The organism is Streptomyces sp. MGP-BFMKR1 (assembly GCF_057766585.1).
Map to the genome: position 1 here is coordinate 1,268,631 of NZ_CM173408.1, position 20,107 is coordinate 1,288,737.

The 20,107-nt window shown below is 75.1% G+C and carries 19 protein-coding genes; 5 read left to right on the forward strand and 14 right to left on the reverse strand.

Annotation, left to right across the window (positions count from 1 at the left end; all coding sequences use genetic code 11):
* Window positions 1-58: 58 nt before the first annotated feature.
* From AC3CHW_RS04805 to infC, 5 genes are all read right to left on the reverse strand, one after another.
* Window positions 59-1,237: a sensor histidine kinase gene (locus AC3CHW_RS04805; RefSeq protein WP_488469663.1), complete on the reverse strand. Its 1,179-nt coding sequence runs from the start codon at window positions 1,235-1,237 to the stop codon at window positions 59-61.
* A gap of 74 nt (window positions 1,238-1,311) precedes the next feature.
* Window positions 1,312-2,157: a TrmH family RNA methyltransferase gene (locus AC3CHW_RS04810; RefSeq protein ID WP_488469664.1), complete on the reverse strand. Its 846-nt coding sequence runs from the start codon at window positions 2,155-2,157 to the stop codon at window positions 1,312-1,314.
* A gap of 154 nt (window positions 2,158-2,311) precedes the next feature.
* On the reverse strand, window positions 2,312-2,695 hold the full coding sequence (gene rplT, locus AC3CHW_RS04815; RefSeq protein ID WP_030381833.1) for a 50S ribosomal protein L20: 384 nt from the start codon (window positions 2,693-2,695) through the stop codon (window positions 2,312-2,314).
* Between the two features lie 98 nt (window positions 2,696-2,793).
* Window positions 2,794-2,988 (reverse strand): 50S ribosomal protein L35, encoded by a 195-nt coding sequence (rpmI, locus tag AC3CHW_RS04820; RefSeq protein ID WP_176164893.1) that lies wholly within the window; start codon window positions 2,986-2,988, stop codon window positions 2,794-2,796.
* Between the two features lie 125 nt (window positions 2,989-3,113).
* Window positions 3,114-3,737, reverse strand: a complete 624-nt coding sequence (gene infC / locus AC3CHW_RS04825) for a translation initiation factor IF-3 (RefSeq protein ID WP_232544703.1) — start codon at window positions 3,735-3,737, stop codon at window positions 3,114-3,116.
* 657 nt (window positions 3,738-4,394) lie between these two features.
* Between infC and AC3CHW_RS04830 the strand changes: the two genes are divergently transcribed.
* Window positions 4,395-4,778, forward strand: coding sequence for a DUF1844 domain-containing protein (locus AC3CHW_RS04830; protein ID WP_398610979.1), 384 nt, complete (start codon window positions 4,395-4,397; stop codon window positions 4,776-4,778).
* A gap of 110 nt (window positions 4,779-4,888) precedes the next feature.
* Here AC3CHW_RS04830 and AC3CHW_RS04835 read toward each other — a convergent pair whose 3' ends face one another.
* The 4 genes from AC3CHW_RS04835 to AC3CHW_RS04850 form a co-directional block, all read right to left on the reverse strand.
* The gene (locus AC3CHW_RS04835) at window positions 4,889-5,614 is read right to left on the reverse strand and encodes an MIP family channel protein (protein WP_398610978.1); all 726 of its coding nucleotides are present in this window, start codon (window positions 5,612-5,614) and stop codon (window positions 4,889-4,891) included.
* A gap of 171 nt (window positions 5,615-5,785) precedes the next feature.
* Entirely contained in the window at window positions 5,786-6,538 is a 753-nt protein-coding gene (locus AC3CHW_RS04840; RefSeq protein ID WP_398610977.1) for an SseB family protein, read from the reverse strand.
* 100 nt (window positions 6,539-6,638) lie between these two features.
* Window positions 6,639-7,808 carry a type VII secretion-associated serine protease mycosin gene (gene mycP, locus AC3CHW_RS04845; RefSeq protein ID WP_488470964.1) on the reverse strand — a complete coding sequence of 390 codons (1,170 nt, stop codon included), beginning with the start codon at window positions 7,806-7,808 and terminating at the stop codon, window positions 6,639-6,641.
* A 107-nt stretch (window positions 7,809-7,915) separates the two neighbouring features.
* Window positions 7,916-9,187 carry a hypothetical protein gene (locus AC3CHW_RS04850; RefSeq protein ID WP_488469665.1) on the reverse strand — a complete coding sequence of 424 codons (1,272 nt, stop codon included), beginning with the start codon at window positions 9,185-9,187 and terminating at the stop codon, window positions 7,916-7,918.
* A gap of 873 nt (window positions 9,188-10,060) precedes the next feature.
* Between AC3CHW_RS04850 and AC3CHW_RS04855 the strand changes: the two genes are divergently transcribed.
* On the forward strand, window positions 10,061-11,254 hold the full coding sequence (locus tag AC3CHW_RS04855; protein ID WP_488469666.1) for an alanine racemase: 1,194 nt from the start codon (window positions 10,061-10,063) through the stop codon (window positions 11,252-11,254).
* 40 nt (window positions 11,255-11,294) lie between these two features.
* Here the strand turns inward: AC3CHW_RS04855 and AC3CHW_RS04860 are convergent, their stop codons facing one another.
* The 4 genes from AC3CHW_RS04860 to AC3CHW_RS04875 all read right to left on the reverse strand — a co-directional run bounded on the left by AC3CHW_RS04860 (window position 11,295) and on the right by AC3CHW_RS04875 (window position 16,055).
* Window positions 11,295-12,347, reverse strand: coding sequence for a DUF2510 domain-containing protein (locus AC3CHW_RS04860; RefSeq protein ID WP_488469667.1), 1,053 nt, complete (start codon window positions 12,345-12,347; stop codon window positions 11,295-11,297).
* A 123-nt stretch (window positions 12,348-12,470) separates the two neighbouring features.
* Window positions 12,471-13,292, reverse strand: coding sequence for a 3-oxoacyl-ACP reductase (locus AC3CHW_RS04865; RefSeq protein ID WP_398610973.1), 822 nt, complete (start codon window positions 13,290-13,292; stop codon window positions 12,471-12,473).
* Window position 13,293: 1 nt separating this feature from the next.
* Entirely contained in the window at window positions 13,294-14,676 is a 1,383-nt protein-coding gene (locus AC3CHW_RS04870) for an aldehyde dehydrogenase family protein (RefSeq protein WP_488469668.1), read from the reverse strand.
* Between the two features lie 11 nt (window positions 14,677-14,687).
* Window positions 14,688-16,055 (reverse strand): glutamine synthetase family protein, encoded by a 1,368-nt coding sequence (locus tag AC3CHW_RS04875; protein ID WP_488469669.1) that lies wholly within the window; start codon window positions 16,053-16,055, stop codon window positions 14,688-14,690.
* A 90-nt stretch (window positions 16,056-16,145) separates the two neighbouring features.
* Here AC3CHW_RS04875 and AC3CHW_RS04880 point away from each other — a divergent pair, with 90 nt between their 5' ends.
* The 3 genes from AC3CHW_RS04880 (at window position 16,146) to AC3CHW_RS04890 (ending at window position 19,442) form a co-directional block, all read left to right on the forward strand.
* The gene (locus tag AC3CHW_RS04880; protein ID WP_488469670.1) at window positions 16,146-16,910 is read left to right on the forward strand and encodes a FadR/GntR family transcriptional regulator; all 765 of its coding nucleotides are present in this window, start codon (window positions 16,146-16,148) and stop codon (window positions 16,908-16,910) included.
* Window positions 16,911-17,146: 236 nt separating this feature from the next.
* Window positions 17,147-18,700, forward strand: a complete 1,554-nt coding sequence (gene eat, locus AC3CHW_RS04885; protein ID WP_398610969.1) for an ethanolamine permease — start codon at window positions 17,147-17,149, stop codon at window positions 18,698-18,700.
* 13 nt (window positions 18,701-18,713) lie between these two features.
* Window positions 18,714-19,442 carry a gamma-glutamyl-gamma-aminobutyrate hydrolase family protein gene (locus tag AC3CHW_RS04890; protein ID WP_488469671.1) on the forward strand — a complete coding sequence of 243 codons (729 nt, stop codon included), beginning with the start codon at window positions 18,714-18,716 and terminating at the stop codon, window positions 19,440-19,442.
* Here the strand turns inward: AC3CHW_RS04890 and AC3CHW_RS04895 are convergent.
* A complete protein-coding gene (locus AC3CHW_RS04895; protein WP_488469672.1) occupies window positions 19,439-20,104 on the reverse strand; it encodes a contact-dependent growth inhibition system immunity protein in 666 nt (221 codons plus the stop codon). The two genes, AC3CHW_RS04890 and AC3CHW_RS04895, sit on opposite strands and share 4 nt — an antisense overlap.
* Window positions 20,105-20,107 lie beyond the last annotated feature (3 nt).

The window sequence follows — 20,107 nt, forward strand, 5'->3', positions numbered from 1 at the left end:
CGGGGCGTGTGTACTCGTCCGAGCCCGTAGGGGTCGCCGGGCCACCGCCCGACGGTGGTCAGGCCAGATGGGCCGGGGCCCCCACGGGCAGGGTAAATCGGAACTCGGCGCCGCCGGCCCTGGAGCGGCCGACCGTGATGGTCCCGCCGTGCGCCTCGACGATGCCCTTGACGATGTAGAGCCCGAGCCCGGTACCGCCGCGCTTGCTGCCGCGCCAGAAGCGGGTGAAAACGCGCCCCATGGACTCCTCGGGGATGCCGGAGCCCTCGTCGCTGATGGTGACGGCGGTGCTCGGCTGGGCTGCGGAGTCCACGGCTGACCCTTCTGGCTGGGCGGTGACGACGGTGGGGGTCACCTCGATGGTGACGGTTCCCTCGCCGTGCCGCACCGCGTTTTCCAGCAGGTTGCCCAGCACCTGGTCGACCTTGTCCGGATCGGCCCACAGGTCCGGCAGCGGCTCCACGACCTTGATGAGGAACAGGTCGGGGCGCTGGCCGGCCGTGGTGTGCGCCTGCACGTGACGGCGCACGGCGGCGGCCATGTCCACGCACTGGCGGCGCACCTCGAGCCGCCCGGAGTCGATGCGGGAGATGTCCAGCAGTTCGGCTATCAACCGGGTGACCCGGTTGGCGTCGGCGTCCACCGTCTCCAGCATCAGCCGCTTCTGGTCGTCGGTGAACCTCTCCCACTTCGCCAGCAGCGTGGCCGTGAACCCCTTCACGGAGGTCAGCGGCGAGCGCAGCTCGTGCGCGACGGTGGCGATCAGCTCGGCGTGGCTGCGCTCGGTACGGCGCCTGGCCTCGGTGCCGCGCAGGGTGACCACGAGGCGGCGCAGCGGACCGGTGGGGCGCACCCGCACGTACCGCGCGGCGACCAGGACCTCGCGCCCGCCGGGCAGCAGCAGGTTGCGCTCCGGCTGGCCGATCCGGGTGGCCAACCCGCCGTACGGGTCGGTCAGCGCCCACCAGCGGCGCCCCTCCAGGTCCTCCAGGGGCAGCACCTGGTCGAGCTGGTGGCCGATGGCCTCGGCGGCGGGCGTGGCCGTGATACGGGCCGCCGCGGCGTTGAAGCAGGTCACCCGGCCGCGCTCGTCGGCGACCACGAGGCCGTCCGGCAGGTCGTCGGGGTGCAGTCCGACGGCGGACGCCTCACCCGTCCACGCGTCGATCTCGCCGGGCGGGCACTGTCCTGGCGCATGCGAGGTGGCCGCTGTCGCGCCGGAAACCCTGACGTCCAATCCCCGCACCCCCTCTCGGGCCCCAGGGCCGCAACCCTACTAGGTCGAGGTGACGCAGCGGAGCCCCTCCGTCGCTACGAGCGGGCGCGCTGGGCGCGCGCGGAGGCGTACAGGCACACGGCGGCGGCGGTCGCCAGGTTCAGGCTCTCGGCCTTGCCGTGGATGGGCACCCGCACGACCTCGTCGGCCAGCGCGCGGGTCTCCTCCGGCAGCCCCCACGCCTCGTTGCCGAAGACCCAGGCGGTGGGGCCGCTCATGCGCCCGGCGTCCAGCTCCGCGTCCAGGTCCCGCTGGCCCGCCCCGTCCGCGGCGAGCACCCGTACGCCCGCCTCGTGCAGCCCGCTCACCACCCGCTCGATGGGCACGCCGACGGTGACGGGCAGGTGGAAGAGCGAACCAACCGACGCGCGGACGGACTTGGGGTTGTACAGGTCGACGGAGGCGTCGGTGAGGATGACGGCGTCGGCGCCCGCGGCGTCCGCGCAGCGCAGCACCGTGCCGGCGTTGCCGGGGTCGCGTACGTGGGCGAGCACGGCGATCAGCCGGGGGCGGGCGGCCAGCACGTCGGACAGCGGCGAGTCGAGGAACCGGCAGACCCCGACCAGGCCCTGCGGGGTGACCGTCTGCGAGATCTCGGCGACGACGTCGTCGCTGGCGGTGTGCACCGGCACGGACGCGGCACGGGCGGCCTCGACGATGTCGGCGTGCCGCTCGGCGGCCTCGACGGTGGCGAACACCTCGACCAGCGTTCCCTCCCGGCCCACCTCCGCGTCGGCGCGGTGCCGGACGACCGCCTCGCGCACCGCCTGCGGTCCCTCGGCGAGGAACCTGCGCTCCTTGGCCCGGGCGTTGCGGCGGGCCAGTCGGCGGGCGGCCAAGACGCGGGGCGATCGCGGAGAGGTCAGCTCGGGGGCCGCCATGTGGTGGTACTCGCTTCCGGTGCGGGGGTTCCAGCGAAGGGCCCGCGCTGGCGCTGGGCCGGCACGGGAGGGGCGAAGACATCGGACCCGCAGGCGGTCGCCGCCTGCGGGTCCGATGTGGGGCGGGCGCTTAGGCCCGGGCCTGAAAAACCGCTCAGGCGGCCTTCGGGGCGTTGACGTCGCTGGGCAGCGCCTTCTGGGCCACCTCGACGAGCGCCGCGAACGCGTTGGCGTCGTTGACCGCGAGCTCGGCCAGGATCTTGCGGTCCACCTCGACGTTGGCGGCCTTCAGACCCTGGATGAAGCGGTTGTACGTCATGCCGTTGGCACGGGCGGCGGCGTTGATGCGCTGGATCCAGAGCTGCCGGAAGTCGCCCTTGCGCTTCTTGCGGTCGTTGTAGTTGTAGACGAGGGAGTGGGTGACCTGCTCCTTCGCCTTCCGGTACAGGCGCGAGCGCTGGCCCCGGTAGCCGCTGGCCTGCTCCAGGATCGCCCGGCGCTTCTTGTGGGCGTTGACTGCCCGCTTGACGCGTGCCACTTGATTAACTCCTTGTACGGGGCCGCGGTTACCTCACGCGGCCCGGAAACGAATGGGTCCCGAACCGTTCTGCCAGCCCCGCCGCAGCGGGGCCGACATCACTTGCCGAGAAGCTTCTTGACCTTCTTGGCGTCGGCCGGGGCCAGCTCCACGGTTCCCGCGAGGCGGCGCGTCAGCGTGGACGACTTGTGCTCGAGAAGGTGGCGGCGACCGGCGCGCTGGCGGACCACCTTGCCGGAACCGGTGATCTTGAAGCGCTTGCTGGCACCACTGTGGGTCTTGTTCTTCGGCATGTCGCCGTTCTCTCCTCGTCGGGGCGCCCCCGCGGCCGTTGCGGGCGTGCGGGCGCGTCAGCTCGTTCAGTGTGGGTTCCGGGGCGTGGCCCCGGGGCGGCGGCCTCGGGCTCAGGCCGCCACGATCAGGCCTCGGCCGGCTCCTCGGCGGACTGCTCGGGCGCGTCCGCGGTGACGCCCTGGCGCTCCGCCTTGCGGGCTGCCTGGGCCTCGCGGGCTTCGGCCATGGCCTCGGTCTTCTTCTTGTGCGGACCGAGAACCATGATCATGTTCCGGCCGTCCTGCTTCGGGTTCGACTCGACGAAGCCGAGGTCCTGGACGTCCTCCGCGAGCCGCTGGAGCAGTCGGTAGCCGAGCTCCGGCCGGGACTGCTCACGACCACGGAACATGATCGTGATCTTGACCTTGTCGCCCTGCTTGAGGAACCGGACGACGTGACCCTTTTTGGTGTCGTAGTCGTGCGGGTCGATCTTCGGCCGGAGCTTCATCTCCTTGATGACCGTGTGCGCCTGGTTCTTGCGCGCCTCACGGGCCTTCATGGCCGACTCGTACTTGAACTTTCCGTAGTCCATGAGCTTGCAGACCGGCGGACGTGCGTTCGCCGCGACCTCGACCAGGTCCAGGTCGTACTCCTGCGCAAGCTCCAGGGCCTTGGCAAGCGGAACGATGCCAACTTGCTCGCCGCTGGGACCGACGAGTCGCACCTCGGGGACGCGAATCCGGTCGTTGATGCGGGGCTCGGCGCTGATGGGGCCTCCTCAGTTGCACCACACGGCCGCCTGGCGGACAGCCGCGTAACGTCAGTTTTCGGTGTGACCACCGTGCCGAGACGCATAAAACGCCCCGAACGGGACACAGGGGGGCTCCTCACAATCCGGGAGCACCGCTGCGGATCACCGCGGGGCGCATCAGGCAGCTCCACGTCGTCCGTACGGAACGACGGGCCCTGCCAGACCGGGACCCGCCAGCCTCGGGGGCCAGCAAGGTGGGAGAGTCGGAGCCTCCACTTGTGGGCCGGGCACACTGATGCCCAGCCGGTCACGTGCAATGTTACACCAGTCCCGCCAGGGCGCCTCCGGACGCCGTCAAGAGGGCCTCCGGCCAGCGGCCCCGCACGCGCGCGGCCCGCGCGGGCGCGCCCCACCGCGCCCCACACCCCCCACCGCGCCACGGCGGCGCCCGCCCCACGCGGCGGGCGCGAGGGGCGCCCCGACTCCTCTCGTACGATGCGTACGGACCACTTGGCCGGGCCATGGCGCGTACGGCCGCCGTGGCGCGCGCCGCGGGACGGACCGCGTACGCGATCCCCCGCGTGCGCGCCGGCGCCCTGCCGTACGAACCCGCCCGACGCCCGGTCGACGCCTACGGCGTCGGACGTACCACCGATTCCGACAGACGAGAGAACCATGAGCGACGCCGACGCCCAGCAGCCGAACCAGGACCAGGGCGCGAACCCGAACTTCGACGCGATGACCCGTGACATCGCGGACGTGCCCGCCGTCGAGGTGATCACGACGGTCGCGGTGCACCTGATGAGCGCCGCCGCGGTCAACCTCGGGCTCGCCGAGGACGCGCCCGAACACAAGGACCTGGACGAGGCGCGCAAGTTGATCACCGCGTTGGCGGGCCTGGTCACCGCGAGCGCGACCGAGGTCGGCTCGTACCACGCGGCACCGCTGCGCGACGGCCTCAAGTCGCTCCAGTTGGCCTTCCGCGAGGCGTCGGTCATTCCGGACGAGCCGGGCCAGGGGCCGGGCGAGAAGTTCACCGGGCCGGTCTTCGGGGGCTGAGCCTCCCGGCCGCGCCGCGGCGCCGTACGCCCGTGGCGGTACGGCGCCGTGCGCGTTGGTGGCGGGCCGCGCGCGGGTCACCCCGGGGAGGCCGGCCGGCGCGCGATGCGTCAGGTCTCGGCGCGCTCACGGTCGAGCAGGTCGCCCGAGCGCGGGTGGGTGAACTGGTGGCAGACGGCGGCCAGCGCGGCGCCCACCAGCGGGGCGATCAGGAAGAGCCAGAACTGTGCCAGCGCGTCGGTGCCCGCGAAGATGGCGGGGCCGAAGCTACGGGCCGGGTTCACCGAGGTCCCCGTGAGCGGGATGCCCACCAGGTGGACCACGGCCAGCGCCAGGCCGATCGGCAGCCCGTCGAACCCGACGACGGCCACCTTGTGGGTCACCGCGAGCACCACGAAGACCAGCAGGAAGGTCAGCATCACCTCGGCCAGGAAGGCGCCGCCGGTGTTGATGTGCACGGCCGAGCGGTCGCCGTAGCCGTTACTGCCGAACGCGCCGCTGGTCTTCAGCCCCGGCACCTGCTTGGCCAGCAGGAACAGGATGGCCGCCCCCGCGATGCCACCCAGCAACTGGGCGATCCAGTACTCGATCGCGGTGCGGGGCGAGATGCGGCCGGCCACCAGCATGCCCAGCGTCACCGCCGGGTTGACGTGGCAGCCGGAGATCGGCCCGAGCGCGTAGGCGAGCGCGAGCAGGGTGAAGCCGAAGGTGAGCGCGATGCCCACGGTGCCGATGTAGTCGGCGGCGAGGACCGCGGAGCCCACCGCGAAGAACACCAGCAGCAGCGTCCCGGCGAACTCCGAGATGACGGTCCGCGTCTCCAGCCTCGTGTCCATGCCGCTCTCCTTGGGTGGATGATCGTGAATCGCTCCTGTTGCATTGTGGGGCGTTCTAGGACATTTCGCCCGTTGGCGGCGCGGCGTGGCCGGTCACCCGACGCGACCGGGGCGGGTCGTACGGCTCTTGGGGGCGGCGGCTCGGGGGGACGGTCCGGCGCGGCGGTTCGGCTAGGCGACGTAGAGAGGTTCGCCCGGGACCTCGGCGTGCGCCGGCAGCAGGGCCAGTCGCAGGCCCCGTACCAGCCGGGCGCGCAGCACCTCGTCACCGGCGAGCGACTCGGCGACGCGCTGGGCGACCTCGCGGGCCGGCGCGTCGGCGGCCAGCGTCAGCGCCAGGGTGCCGTCCGCGTCGGGCTCGGCCGACGGGGCGAGGTGCGCGCGCAGCACGCCGGCCTCGGCGGCCAGCACGGTGCGCAGGGCCCGCGCCACGGCCGGGTCGGCCAGCGGGTCGGTGCTGGTCCGCCCCTCGGCCAGGGCCAGCAGCGCGGGGCCGGCCAGCGGGAAGGTCACCGGGCCCGCGAGGTCGAGCACGATGGTGTCGGCCTTCTCGTGCGCGGCGGCCTGTAGCGCCTGGTGCAGGGGCACCGCCACCGGCCTGGCGTCGGGGCGCCAGCGGGCCAGCGCCTCGGTGGAGGTGAAGGCCGGCAGCGCGCGCCGGCCGTCGGGCGCCCGCAGCGTGGGTACGGCCATGTCGCTGGTCTTCTCGCGGCGCAGCACCCCGCCGTCCGCGGTCGGCGCCTCCTCGACCTCCCCGAGCACGGCGACCACCGGCACCAGCAGTCGCGCCCCGGCCAGCGCGCTCAGCACGCGCGGCTCGGCGGCCCGGTCGTCAGCCCAGGCGGCGAGAGCGGCGGCGAGCCGCTCGTCGGCGGAGCCGTCGTCGTCGGAGAAACCGGGGTCTGGGATGTTCTTGAGCGCCACGCGTCGAGGCTACCCGGGCCCGGTACGCGGCCGTGCGGTGGTGCGCCGCTGGTCGCGGGCGGGCGTCGGGACGAGGCGCCGAGGCGGGACCGTGGGGCGGTCAGCCGGGGCCGGGGCGGCCGGGGTCGCGCGGGCGGCGGTCGCGCCACAGGACCACCGCCGTGAGCACCAGCGCGGCGCCCGCGAAGCCGGCGGTGAGGGCGAGCTGGCTGGGTCCGCCGTCCGCGCCGTCCGCGCGCTCGGGGAGCGGCCCGTGGCCGAAGTACCGGTCGGGGTAGGCGGCGGGCGCCGGGAGCTGGGCCCTGGCCTCCAGTCGGTTGCCGCCCCTGATCGCGGCGGCGGCGTCCACCATGCCCGCGCCGAGCTCGTCGTTGCGGCCCCCCTCGGGCCTGTCCTGGGCGGTCTCCGTGAGCAGCCGCTTGACCTGCACCGGGCTGAGGTCCGGGTGCGCGGCCCTGACCAGCGCGGCGGCGCCGGAGACGAAGGCCGACGCGGCGCTGGTGCCCCAGCCCTGGTAGTAGCGGCGGTTGGGGTCGGCGATGACGACGTCCACGCCGGGCGCGCAGAGCGTGGCGTACCAGCGGCGGGTGGAGAAGGCCGCGCGGCTGCCGTACCGGTCCACGGCGGTCACGGCGATCACGCCCGGGTAGGCGGCCGGGTACGAGGCCCGGTCGCCCTCGCCGCCGCCGTTGCCGGCCGATGCGACCACGACGGCGCCCTTGCGCAGCGCGTACTGCACCGCCGCGTCCTCGCGGCGCTCCGGGTGGGCGGACTCGCTGTCGTCACCGAGCGAGAGGTTGATGATGTCGGCGCCGTGGTCGGCGGCCCAGCGGATGCCGTCGGCGAGGGCCGCGCCGCGCGCGCTGCGGGCGCGCTTGCGGGCCGGGTCGCCCTCTTCGAGGATCACCCGCACCGGGAGGATCCTGACACCGGGCGCGACGCCGACCACTCCGTCGTCCCCGCCCGTGCCGTGGCCACGGCCGGCGATGATGCCGGCCATCGCGGTGCCGTGCCGGGCCCAGGACGGGTCGCCGCGCCGGGCACCGAAGCCGATCATGTCCTTGCCCTGGAGTACCTGGCCGCGCAGGTCGGGGTGGTCGCCGTCCACGCCGGTGTCCAGCACGGCGACCGTGACGCCCTCGCCCTTGGTCGTCTGCCAGGCGTCCGGGGCGTGGATGGCGTCCAGCGCCCACTCCTGGGACTGGATGCCGTCGGCCTCGGCCACGGGCGCCGGCGACAGCAGCGTGAGGCAGGCCAGCGCGCCGAGCACGGCGAGCGGGCGCGAGCGGGCCCGACGTCGGGCGGGCCGCCCGTGGTGGCGGCGGGGGGCGGTGCGGGGGCGCCCCTGGAGGGCGCGGGCCCGGCGTGGGCGAAACGTCACTTGGCCTCCATCGCGGCGTTCAGGGTCGTGCGGAAGGCTCGCTCCACGCCGGCCGCGAGGCCCTTCGCGTCGTGCCCGAGGCCCGCCTCGGCCGGGTCGGTGGTCGCCCCGCGCGCGGTGGCCCGGTCCGCGGGCTCGGGCCGCTGGACGTCGCGGCCGTCGGCGAAGCCACTCACCGCGTACACGATCACCGGGAGGTCCGCCGGCACGCTGATGCGCCAACTGGCCCGCTGGGCGTCGCCGAAGCCCTCGGCCGCGGTGCCGTCGGCCGGGTACGGCTTGGGCAGCAGGTCGGCGCGCTGGCCGAGCCGCTCGGTGGCGAACCGGTTCCGCAGGGTCCGCATGCCGGCCGCGTCGGCGCGCGTGACGACCAGGCCGACCGTGGTGACGCTGGTGCTGGTGGCGTCCGCGTACGTGGCACGGAGCAGGCGCGTGCAGCCCACCGGGGACAGCGCGGTGGCCAGCAGCGGGTCGAAGGCGCCGGCGCAGCCGTCGTCGGGGGCGACCGCGATCCGCGTCCAGGTGCGGTCGGCGCCGCCGGGGCCCGCGCCCCGACCGGTCAGCGTGCGCGGGAACAGCGTGTCGACGGGCACGCCGCGCCACAGCGTACGGGCGTGCTGGAAGGCGTCGGTCGAGCGCGCCGGGCCGCCGCCCTCGCGCAGCAGGCTCCCCAACACCGCGCCGGCGAGCAGCCCGACGCCGAGCACCGCGCACAGCGCGGCGGTCACCAGACGGGCGAGCCCGCGCCGGGGCCGGACGGTGCGGGGCGTGGTCGTGGCGGTGGACCCGTGGGCCAGCAGGTCGGCCGCGAGGCCGGCGACGGGATCGGCCGCGGCGGCCGTCCCGGCGCCGGCGGCACCGGCCGGCCCCGCGTCGCGTGCGCCGCCGGACCGCCCGGGCGCCGTGGCCGGCGGGTGGTTCGCGGCGCCGTACGGTCCGGGCTGTCGCGGCGGCTCGGGCGGGCGCGGCGGAACGCCGACGTCCGGTCGGCCGGTCGGACGCGGCGGCTGCTGCCCGGTGGGCGGGGTGGACGGCTGGGTCGGGAAGAGCGGGCCCGCGGTGGGTGGGGCGGGTGTCGGTGGGCCCGTGGCGGCGTCGGCCCGGCCCGGTGGGCGCGTGGTCGCTGCGGCCGGGGCTGCCGCCGCCCCGGTTGCCGGCCAGGGCCGGTCGGCTGCGGCCGGCGTGGTGGCCGGGGGGCCCGGGGTGCGATCAGGCTCGCCGGCGGCCTCCGGGGCGCGGGGCGCTTCGGGCCCGCCGGGGTCGGGCATCGCACGGGCCGCCGTCGCGGGGCGGGGCGGGGCCGGGGCCACGGGTGTGGTCGGCGCCGACGGCGGTCGGGGCGCGGCGGACGCGGTGGGTGCGGGAGACCGGCCGGGCGCGGGGGCGGGCGGCGGCGCGCTGGATGGCGCGGACGGCGTGGGTACGGGCGCGGGGAGCAGCGGTGATTCCAGGCGGTCGGCCGGGTGCGGCGGGGCCGGCGGCGCGGCGGGGGACTCGACGCGCGCGGCCGGCGCGGGCGGCGGGGCCTCCGGCCCGGGCGCCGGGGCGGCCGTCGGGGCGGCGGGGCCCGCGGGCGTGCGCGGCGGGTGGGCCGGCGGGGTGGGGCCGGGGCCGGTCGTCGGGGGTTGCGCGCGGGGGGCGGGCGGCCCGGGCGGTGACGTCGGGGTGGCGGACGGTGGCGCGGGGGGCGGGCCGCCGGCGGGCCGCGTCTGCGGTGGGCGCGGTGCGGGCGGGCGGCCGGGGGGCAGCGGCGGTCGCGGGGGCGCCACCAGCGGGCCGCTGATCGCCGTCGGGGCCGCGCCGGGGTTCGTACGGCCGCCCGAGCGGGGCGGCGGGGGCGCGGGCACCGGGCCGGAGCGGTCCGGGGGGCGCGGCGCGGCCTGGGGTCGTGGCGGGGCGGGTGGTGCGGGGCGGGAGGCGCGTGCGTGCTCCGCGTCGGCGCCCACCTGCACCCCCTCGCACCCTTCGACACCGTTGTGGTCGAACCACCCGATCGCCTTTCGGGACAGGCCGGTTCGTATGTGGACAGCACGCCGCTGACCTGCCGGTCACGGCGTGCGCGACACTCTACGGGGCGTCGGGCACCGTTCGCACCGGGCGCTCGACTACCCAGCGGTAATGACCTCTGGCAAGCTGCCTCCATGTCGTATCCGAGCACCGACCGGGCCCGTCTCGACCGGGCGACGGCCCACCTTGACGCCCCGCTCGCGGTGGTCGACCTCAAGGCGTTCGACGCCAACGCGCGCAGCCTGGCGCAGCGGGCGAGGGGCAAGCCGATCCGTGTCGCGAGCAAGTCGGTGCGCTGTCGCGCGCTGTTGGAGCGCGCGCTGCGGCAGGACGGGTTCGCGGGCGTGCTCAGCTTCACGCTGGCCGAGTCGTTGTGGCTGGCCAGGTCCGGTTTCCAGGACGTGCTGTTGGCCTACCCGTCGGCGGACCGGGCCGGCTACGCCGCGCTCACCAGCGATCCGGAGCTGGCCGCCGCCGTGACCGTGACCGTCGACGACCCGGCCCAGCTCGACGCGATCGACGCCGCGCGGGGCGGCACCGAACAGGTGCGGGTCTGCCTGGAGTTGGACACCTCGCTGCGGCTCGGCCGCGCGCTGCGGGTGGGGGCGCTGCGCTCGCCGCTGCACGATCCGGACCAACTGGTCGCGCTCGCCCGTACGGTCGTGGACCGGCCGGGTTTTCGACTGGTCGGACTCATGGCGTACGAGGGGCACATCGCCGGCGTCGGGGACGCGGTGCCCGGGCATCCGGTGCGTTCCCGGGCGATTCGGCTGTTGCAGGGCGCCGCGCGGCGCGAGTTGGCCGCGCGGCGGGCGGCGGCGGTGCGGGCCGTGCGGCGCGTCGCGGATCTGGAGTTCGTGAACGGGGGCGGCACGGGCAGCGTGCAGCACACCGCGGCGGAGGACGCGGTGACGGAACTGGCGGCGGGCTCGGGCCTGTACGTGCCGCGGCTCTTCGACCACTACACGTCCTTCCGCGGCCACCCGGCCGCGCTGTTCGCGCTGCCGGTCGTGCGCAGGCCAGGCGTCGGCGTGGTGACGGTACTCGGCGGCGGCTATCCGGCCTCGGGCGCGGTGGGGGCGGACCGGCTGCCGTCGCCGTACCTGCCGCGCGGGCTGCGGTACCACCCGCTGGAGGGCGCCGGCGAGGTGCAGACGCCGTTGCTCGGTCCGGCCGCCGACGACCTGTTGATCGGGGACAAGGTGTGGTTCCGGCACGCGAAGGCCGGGGAGTTGTGCGAGCGCTTCGACGCGGTGCAGTTGATCGACGGCGAGCGGGTGGTGGACGTGGTGCCCACCTACCGCGGCGAAGGTAAAACGTTCCTGTAGGGGGTGGGCGCGGCCCGCGCGGCGCGGGCCGCCACCCGGCTCACACGCCCTCGCCGTCGCCCGTCGCCGGCTCGATGCCACGGATGATCTCGTCCATGCTCGACAGCGGCGGGGCCGCGGAGCTGACGTCGAAGCCGAGCCGCACGACGACCAGGTCCGCCTCGGCCGCCGGCTGGCCGGGCTCGGGGAAGACGACGGTCTGCACGTAGCCGTCGTCGCCCTTCTTGGTGTCCGCCTTCCACCGCACCAGGTACCCGCGTTGGCCGGCGACCGTGACCTCCTCCGCCTTGAGCTCCTGGTGCCCGTCGAGCCCGCCGTACGCGGCCGGTTTGCCGTCGTTCTGGCCGGCGCCGTACGACTCCTCGGCGTTGCGCGCGATGTCCTCCCGGGCGATGCCCTCGGGCGTCTGGGACCGGTAGCCCTTGCCGGCGGCGCCGAAGGTGAACACGCCGCCGCGCACGCAGCGCGAGGCCCCGTCGCCCGGGCACGGGTAGGGCGAGGTGGTGATGCCGAGGCCGTCGGCGTGCGGCGGGGACGCGGTCCACTGGTCGAGGATCGGCACGGCGATGCCGTTCGCCGGGTCGACGGCCACCCGGCTGTCGCCCCCCGGTGCCTTCGGCGATCCGGAGGCGCCGTCGCCGTCGTCGCCCGAGCCGCCCGTACCCTCGCTCGGCGCGGGCGCGCCGAGCGAGGGGCTCGGCCCGGCCTCGTCGCCCTTGTCGCCGCCGTCGTCGCCACCTTGCAGGGCGATGACGCCCGCGACGACGGCGGCGACCACGACGGCGGCCACGCCCGCGATCACCGCACCGCGCCGGCCACGGCCGGCGGGCGGGCCCACAGGCGGCGGCCCGCCCGGGTAGCCCGGCGGGGGGCCGTAGGGCGCCGGGCCCTGCGGCGGGCCGTACGGGGCCGTGCCCGGGGACGGGGGCGCGGAGGCGTACGCGCTCGGCGCCGACAGCATGGTCTGCGCGTCGTGCACCGAGGGCGCGGTGCGGCGCCCCTCGGTCCACCCGGCCCCGTCCCACCAGCGCTCGGGGGCGGGCCCGTGGCCCTGGTGGTCGGGGTCGGGGTACCAGCCGGGAGGTGTCGTCATGCTCACCCCCGCACCCTATGGCCAGCCCGGGGCGCGGGACAGCGGCGCGGCGGGCCAACTCCGCGCGCGGCGCGGGAGGCTGGCGCGTCGCGACCGGGGCCCGGTCGGCTCGGGTCGGCTCGGTCAGAGCGGGGTCACGTACGCCCCGGCGATGCCGCCGTCCACCAGGAACTCGGCGGCGTTGACGAACGACGCGTCGTCGCTGGCGAGGAAGGCCACCGCGGCGGCGATCTCCTCCGGCTCGGCGAACCGGCCGACGGGCACGTGCACCAGGCGGCGGGCCGCGCGCTCGGGGTCCTTGGCGAACAACTCCTTGAGCAGCGGGGTGTTCACCGGGCCCGGGCACAGCGCGTTGACCCGGATGCCCTCGCGGGCGAACTGCACGCCCAGCTCGCGCGACATCGCGAGGACGCCGCCCTTGGAGGCGGTGTAGCTGATCTGCGAGGTGGCCGCGCCCACCACGGCCACGAAGGAGGCGGTGTTGATGATCGAGCCCCTGCCCTGGGCCCGCATGTAGGGCAGGGCCGCCTTGCAGCACAGGTAGACCGAGGTGAGGTTGGTCTGTTGGACGCGCTGCCAGGCGGCCAGGTCGGTGGTGAGGATGGAGTCGTCGTCGGGCGGTGAGATGCCGGCGTTGTTGAAGGCGATGTCCACCGAGCCGAAGGCGTCGTGCGCGGCCCGGAACGCGGCCTCCACCTGGTCCTGGTCGGTGACGTCCACGCGCACGAACAGGCCGCCGACCTCGTCGGCCGCGGCCTCGCCGGCCCGTTCGTCGATGTCGGCGCAGACCACGCGCGCGCCCTCGGAGGCCAGCCGGCGGGCGGTGGCCAGGCCGATGCCGCTGCCCGCGCCGGTGATCACGGCCGTACGGTCCACCAGGCGGCGGCAGACGGGAGCGCTCGTGGCGGCCGAGGGGCGCGCGGCCGGGGCCGGGGTGTCGGTCACGTCAGTTCTCCTCGGTGCTGATGAAGACGTTCTTGGTCTCGGTGAAGGCCGCGAGCGCGTCGGGGCCGAGTTCGCGGCCGAGCCCCGAGTGCTTGAAGCCGCCGAACGGGGTCCAGTAGCGCACGCTGCTGTGGGAGTTGACGGAGAGGTTGCCTGCCGCGACGGAGCGGGCCACCCGGACGGCGCGGCCCACGTCGCGGGTCCACACGGAGCCGGCGAGGCCGTAGTCGGTGGCGTTGGCCAGCCGTACCGCGTCGGCCTCGTCCTCGAACGGGAGCACCACCGCGACCGGCCCGAAGACCTCCTCGGTGGCCACCCGGCTGTCGGGCGCCGCCTCCAGGACGGTGGCCGGGTACCAGAAGCCCTTGCCGTCCGGGACCCGGCCGCGGATGGCGGCGGGGGCGTCCTCGGTGACGAAGGAGCGCACGCGCTCCCGGTGGGCCGCGGAGATCAGCGGGCCCATCTCCGTCGCGGGGTCGGCCGGGTCGCCCACCCGGAAGTCCTGGACGGCCGGTTCGAGGAGTTCCAGGAAGCGGTCGTAGACGGAGCGCTGGACCAGGACGCGGCTGCGGGCGCAGCAGTCCTGGCCGCTGTTGTCGAGGAAGGAGGCGGGGGCGGCGCGGGCGGCGCGTTCGATGTCGGCGTCGGCGAAGACGATGTTGGGGCTCTTGCCGCCGAGTTCCAGCGTGAGTCGCTTCACCCGCGGCGCGCAGCGGGCCATGAGCTGTCGGCCGACGGCGGAGGAGCCGGTGAAGACGACCTTGGCGACGTCGGGGTGGTCCACGAGCGCGGTGCCCACCACCGGTCCCGCGCCGGGCAGCACCTGGAACAGGTCGGGTGGCAGCCCGGCCTCGCGGCCGAGTTCGGCCAGCCGCAGCGCGCTGAGCGGGGTGGCCTCGGCGGGCTTGAGGAGGACGGCGTTGCCGGCGGCGAGCGCGGGGGCCAGGCCCCAGGCGGCGATCGGCAGCGGGAAGTTCCACGGCGCGATGACGGCGACCACGCCGAGCGGTTCGGCGAAGGTGACGTCGAGGCCGCCGGGGACGGGGATCTGCTGGCCCAGCAGCCGCTCCACTCCCCCGGCCGCGTAGTCGAGCAGGTCGCGGGCGTTGCCGGCCTCCCAGCGCGCGTTCCCGACGGGGTGGCCGGCCTCGCGTACCTCGATGTCGGCGAGTTCCTCGATGTGCTGGTCGACGGTCTGAGCGAAGGCGCGCAGCGCCCGGGCGCGCTCGCCGGGGGCCAGCGCGGCCCAGGTGCGCTGGGCGGCCACGGCCCGCGCCACGGCGGCCGTGACCTGGTGCGGGGTGGTGGCGGCGACGGTGGCGATGACCTCTTCGGTCGTCGGGTTGATGACCTGGTGCTCGGTCGGGAACTCCGCGTCTGCCAACGGTGGTCTCCTCACATGCGTTCGAAGGAGCGGAAGCGCTCCCAGTCGGTGACGGCGGTGTCGTACGCCTCCTGTTCGACGTGCGCCATGTGCAGGTAGTGCTCGACCACCTCGGCGCCGAAGGCGGTGCGCGCGAGGGCGCTGCCGCGCCACAGGTCGGTGGCCTCGCGCAGGGTCGCGGGCACGCGCTCGGCGTCGCTCGCGTAGGCGTTGCCCGTGACGGGCTCGGGCAGTTCCAGCTCCTGGTCGACGCCGTGCAGCCCGGCGGCGATCATGCCGGCGACGGCGAGGTAGGGGTTGACGTCGCCGCCGGGGAGCCGGTTCTCCAGCCGGTGCCCCGGGCCGCGGCCGATGACGCGCAGCGCGCAGGAGCGGTTGTCGGGCCCCCAGGCGACGGCGGTGGGCGCGAAGGAGCCGGGCCGGAAGCGCTTGTAGGAGTTGATGTTGGGGGCGTAGAGGAGGGTCAGTTCGCGCATGGCCGCGAGTTGGCCGGCCAGGAAGTGCCGCATGGTGGCGGACATGCCGTACGGGGCGCTGTCGTCGGCGAGCACGGGGCGGCCGTCCGCGTCCCGCAGCGAGAGGTGGATGTGGCAGGAGTTGCCCTCGCGCTCGTCGTACTTGGCCATGAACGTGAGCGCGCTGCCCTCCTGGGCCGCGATCTCCTTGGCGCCGGTCTTGTAGATGGCGTGCTGGTCGCAGGTGGTGAGCGCCTCGTCGTAGCGGAAGGCGATCTCGTGCTGGCCGAGGTTGCACTCGCCCTTCGCGGACTCCACGGTCATGCCGGCGGCGTCCATCTCCAGGCGGATGCGCCGCAGCAGCGGCTCCACCCGGGCGGTGCCGAGCACGGAGTAGTCGGCGTTGTACTGGTTGGCCGGGGTCAGGCCACGGTACGCGGCGTCCCACGCCTCCTCGTAGCTGTCCTGGAAGATCATGAACTCCAGCTCGGTGCCCACGTAGGCGCTCCAGCCGCGCTCGGCGAGCCGGTCGAGCTGCTGGCGCAGCACCTGGCGGGGCGAGGCGGGCACCGGGGCGCCGTCGTGCCAGCCGAGGTCGGCGATGAGCATGGCGGTGCCCGGCTGCCAGGGGATGCGGCGCAGCGTGCCCGGGTCGCCCCGCATGGCGAAGTCGCCGTAGCCACGGTCCCAGGAGGACATGGCGTAGCCGTCCACGGTGTTCATGTCGACGTCGACGGCGAGCAGGTACGTGCAACCCTCCGTGCCGTGTTCCAGCACCTGGTCGAGGAAGAACCGGGCCGCGAACCGCTTGCCTTGGAGCCGGCCCTGCATGTCGGTGAAGGCGAGGACCACGGTGTCGATCTCGCCGGCTGCCACGAGCCTGCGCAACTCCTCGACCGAGAGCGGGGGCGTGCGAACTGCCACGGGCGTGCCTCCTGTCGGTGCGTCCGAAGGTCATAAGGTAGGCCCGTAGACCATTGGTTGGGAAGTAGCCGTGGCCGGGAGGGCGGGTCGATGGACACCGGGACGAACGCACAGGAGAGCGCGCTGCCGCACGGGCCCGCGCGACTGACCCAGCTGGCACCGGTGCTGCGGCCGGTGCGCGCCGGCAACGGCTTCGAGGAGGCGCTGGAACAGATACTCCAGGTCGTGCGGCTCGGCCTGGTCCCGGAGGGCGAACGGCTGCCATCCGAGCGGGAGTTGGCCGAGCGCCTGCGGATCAGCCGGGTGACCCTGCGCGAGGTGTTGAAGGTCCTCCAGGACCAGGGACTGGTGGAGAGCAGACGCGGCCGGTACGGGGGAACGTTCGTGCTGGCCAGGCCGGCGACGGGCGGCCCGCGGGCGGAGTTGCGGCGCCGGGGGGCGGACGTGGACGTGGAGGACACGCTGCGCTTCCGCGAGGTGCTGGACGTCGGCTCGGCGGGTCTGTGCGCGGCCCACGACCTGGGCCCGGAGCAGCGGCGGCGGGTGCGGGCCGCGTTGGACGGCACGCGCGACGCGGCCCCGCAGGACTACCGCAGGGCGGACACGCTCTTCCACCTCGCCCTCGCGGGCCTCTCCGGCTCCCCCTCGCTCGCCGCCGAGTACGCGGCGGTACGGGCCCGCCTCAACGACCTGCTCGACTGCATTCCGCTGCTGGTGCGGAACGTGGAGCACTCGCAGGCCCAACACGCCGCGCTCGCCGATGCGGTGCTCGACGGCGACGCGGACGGCGCCCGCGAGATCATGCGCGAGCACTGCGCGGGCACGGCGGCGCTGCTGCGCGGATTCCTGTCCTAGCCACCGCGCCGGCTTCCCGCGCTCAACAGCCGTACGGGGCACGGCCGTTGTGGGAGGCCGCGGGATCGGGCGGCGGCGCGGCGGGCGCGGGCGGGCGGCGCGTACGCCGGGGCGCGCGGGTTCGGCGGGCGGGCGGCCGGCGCCCGCCCACAGCCCGTGCGTGGGTCTTGCGCATCCGCGAGCGGGACCGCAAAGGTATGCAGTCACACCTTTCCTCCGGCAGGCGGGAGCGGCCCATGGCCGACGAACCTGAGCTGACCACCTCACCCGCGGGCGGCGACGAGCCGGAGAGACCGCGGCGGGCTCACGGCCCCACGCTCCCGCCGGCCGTGCCCGCTGCCCGCGCGGCGGAGGCGGGCGAGGGCGCGGACGCGGACCCGCGCGCCGCGGCGTACCTGGAGCGGCGCTCCCTGCGCCGGGGCAGCGCCGGCCCGCTGCTGCTGACCGGGCTCGGCGTCGCGTACGTCGTCTCGGGCGACTTCTCCGGCTGGAACGCGGGCCTGGCCGAAGGGGGCTTCGGCGGCCTGGCCATCGCCGCCGTCCTGATGGGCCTGATGTACACCTGCCTGGTGTTCTCGCTGGCCGAGTTGGCGTCCGTGCTCCCCACCGCGGGCGGCGGTTACGGCTTCGCCCGCCGCGCGCTCGGCACCTGGGGCGGGTTCCTCACCGGCACCGCGATCCTCATCGAGTACGTGCTGGCCCCCGCCGCCATCGCGCTGTTCATCGGCGAGTACGTCGAGTCGCTCGGCCTCTTCGGCCTGGAGTCGGGCTGGCCCGTCTACCTGGCCTGCTTCGTCCTGTTCGTCGGCATCCACCTGTGGGGGGTGGGCGAGGCGCTGCGGTTCATCCTGGCGGTGACCGCCGTCGCCGTGGCCGCGCTGGTCGTCTTCGCGTGCGCGGCGGCCACGGAGTTCTCCGCGGGCTCGCTCAACGACATCCCCGTCGACCAGGACGCCTTCGGCGCGGGCTCCTGGCTGCCGTTCGGCATCCTGGGCATCTGGGCGGCGTTCCCGTTCGGCATGTGGTTCTTCCTCGGCGTCGAGGGGGTGCCGCTGGCGGCCGAGGAGACCCGCGACCCGGCGCGCACCCTGCCACGGGCGATGGCCTGGTCGCTGGGCATCCTGCTGGTGCTCGCGCTCGTCACCTTCGTGACGGCGACCGGTGCGCGCGGCGCGGCCGTCATCGCCGACGTCGGCGACCCGCTGGTACAGGCGCTCCAACCGCACGGCGAGCCCACCACGGCGAGCCGGATCGTCAACTACGCGGGGCTCGCCGGCCTGGTCGCCTCCTTCTTCTCGCTGATCTACGCCGGATCGCGCCAGCTCTTCGCCCTGTCCCGGGCCGGCTACCTGCCCCGCGTCCTGTCCCTGACCAACCGCCGCAAGGCCCCCTACCTCGGCCTCGTGGTCCCCGGGGCGCTGGGCTTCGCGCTGGCGGCGGCGAGCGGGGACGGGGCTCGGATGCTGAACGTGGCGGTCTTCGGCGCCACCATCTCGTACGCCCTGATGGCCCTGTCCCACGTCGTGCTGCGCTGGCGCGAACCCCGGCTGCGCCGCCCGTACCGCACCCCGGGCGGCGTGCTGACCTCCTCGGTCGCGCTGGTCCTGGCCTGCTCGGCGCTGGTGGCGACGTTCCTGGTCGACCCGCGGGCGGCGCTGATCGCCCTTGGCGTGTACGGCGTGGCGCTGGTCTACTTCGCGTGCTATAGCAGGCACCGGCTGGTGGCGTCGGCACCCGAGGAGGAGTTCGCGGCCCTCGCGGAGGCCGAGGCGGCGCTGGCCCGCGACTGACCGGGAGGACGAGGTGGCCAAGCCGCTCATCGGCATCAGCACCTACCTGGAGGACGACGCGCGGTGGGGCGTGTGGCGCCTGCCCGCCGCGCTGCTGCCGGCCGGGTACCACCAACTCGTGCAGCGCGCGGGCGGCCTGGCCGCGCTGCTGCCACCGGACGGGGCGCCGGGCGCGGCCGACGAGGCGGTCGCCCGGCTCGACGGCCTGGTCATCGCCGGCGGCCCCGACGTGCGCCCCGCCCGCTACGGGGCCGAGCCGCATCCCAGGACGGGCCCGCCCGCGCTGGCCCGCGACGCCTGGGAACTGGCCCTGATCGCGGCGGCCCTCGACCGCGGCCTGCCGCTGCTGGGCATCTGCCGGGGCCTGCAACTGCTCAACGTCCTCCAGGGCGGCACCCTGCACCAACACCTGCCGGACGTGGTGGGCCACCCGCACCACGCCGGCCCACCCGGACAGTTCGCCCGACACGAGGTCACCCCCGTCCCGGGCACCCTCACCGCCCGCCTGCTGCCCACCCCCGTGAGCGTGCCGACCTACCACCACCAGGCGGTGGACCGCGTCGCCCCGGACCTCACCCCCTCGGCCCACACGGCCGACGGCACCGTGGAGGCCCTGGAGTTCACCGAGCCGCGCCCCTTCGCACTGGCGGTGCAGTGGCACCCGGAGGCGGGCGACGACGACCGGTTGATGCGGGCGTTGGTGGAGGCGGCGGGTGGGACCGCGCCCGTGCCGGCGGCCTAGCCCTGTGCGTGGCGGTGAATGAGCGAGGCCACACCGTTGAGCCACTGCCGCAGCGTCTCGCCCTCCGGCGGACTCACCTCCATGCCCAGGGCCCGGGCCGCCTGGTCGAGCTCCTCGTCAGACCCCGCCACGGCGAGCACCTCGGACAGCTCGGTGAAGGCCCGCCCGAGTTCCTCCCGGGTGCTCCCGGCCAGGTAGTCCTCAATGGCCTCGCGATGTGACACGTACTCGTACGAGAAATCCTGGTGGAAGTAGGCGCCGAGCAACTGAAATACCGCGGGGAAGAACTCGCCCCATTCCCAGCGCTCCTCCGGCCCCGATCCAGCCCATCGCTCGGGGTTTCGCAGCGCCGCCCGCACGTGATCTCGCACCAGACTCAGGGACTCCTCGACACTTCTGCCCTCTGTGGGACGTACGCGCGGCATCAGATCAACCTCGTCGGCGATCTCGGGCGAGAACAGTCCGACCGTCAGCAGGTCGTCGAGTTCCCGCAGAAGGCGCGTGCCTCGCGCGGGGAAGCGCGTGACGACGCGCAGAAAGCCCCGCAACGCGGGCCCCGGCGTGTCCGGTGTGTCGGTGAACGAGTTTCCTGTCTGGCCATAGGCGCGCAGCAGGTTCTGCGTCTCGTGAAACCGGTGGCCTGGCGCGGAGGGAAAGCCCATCGC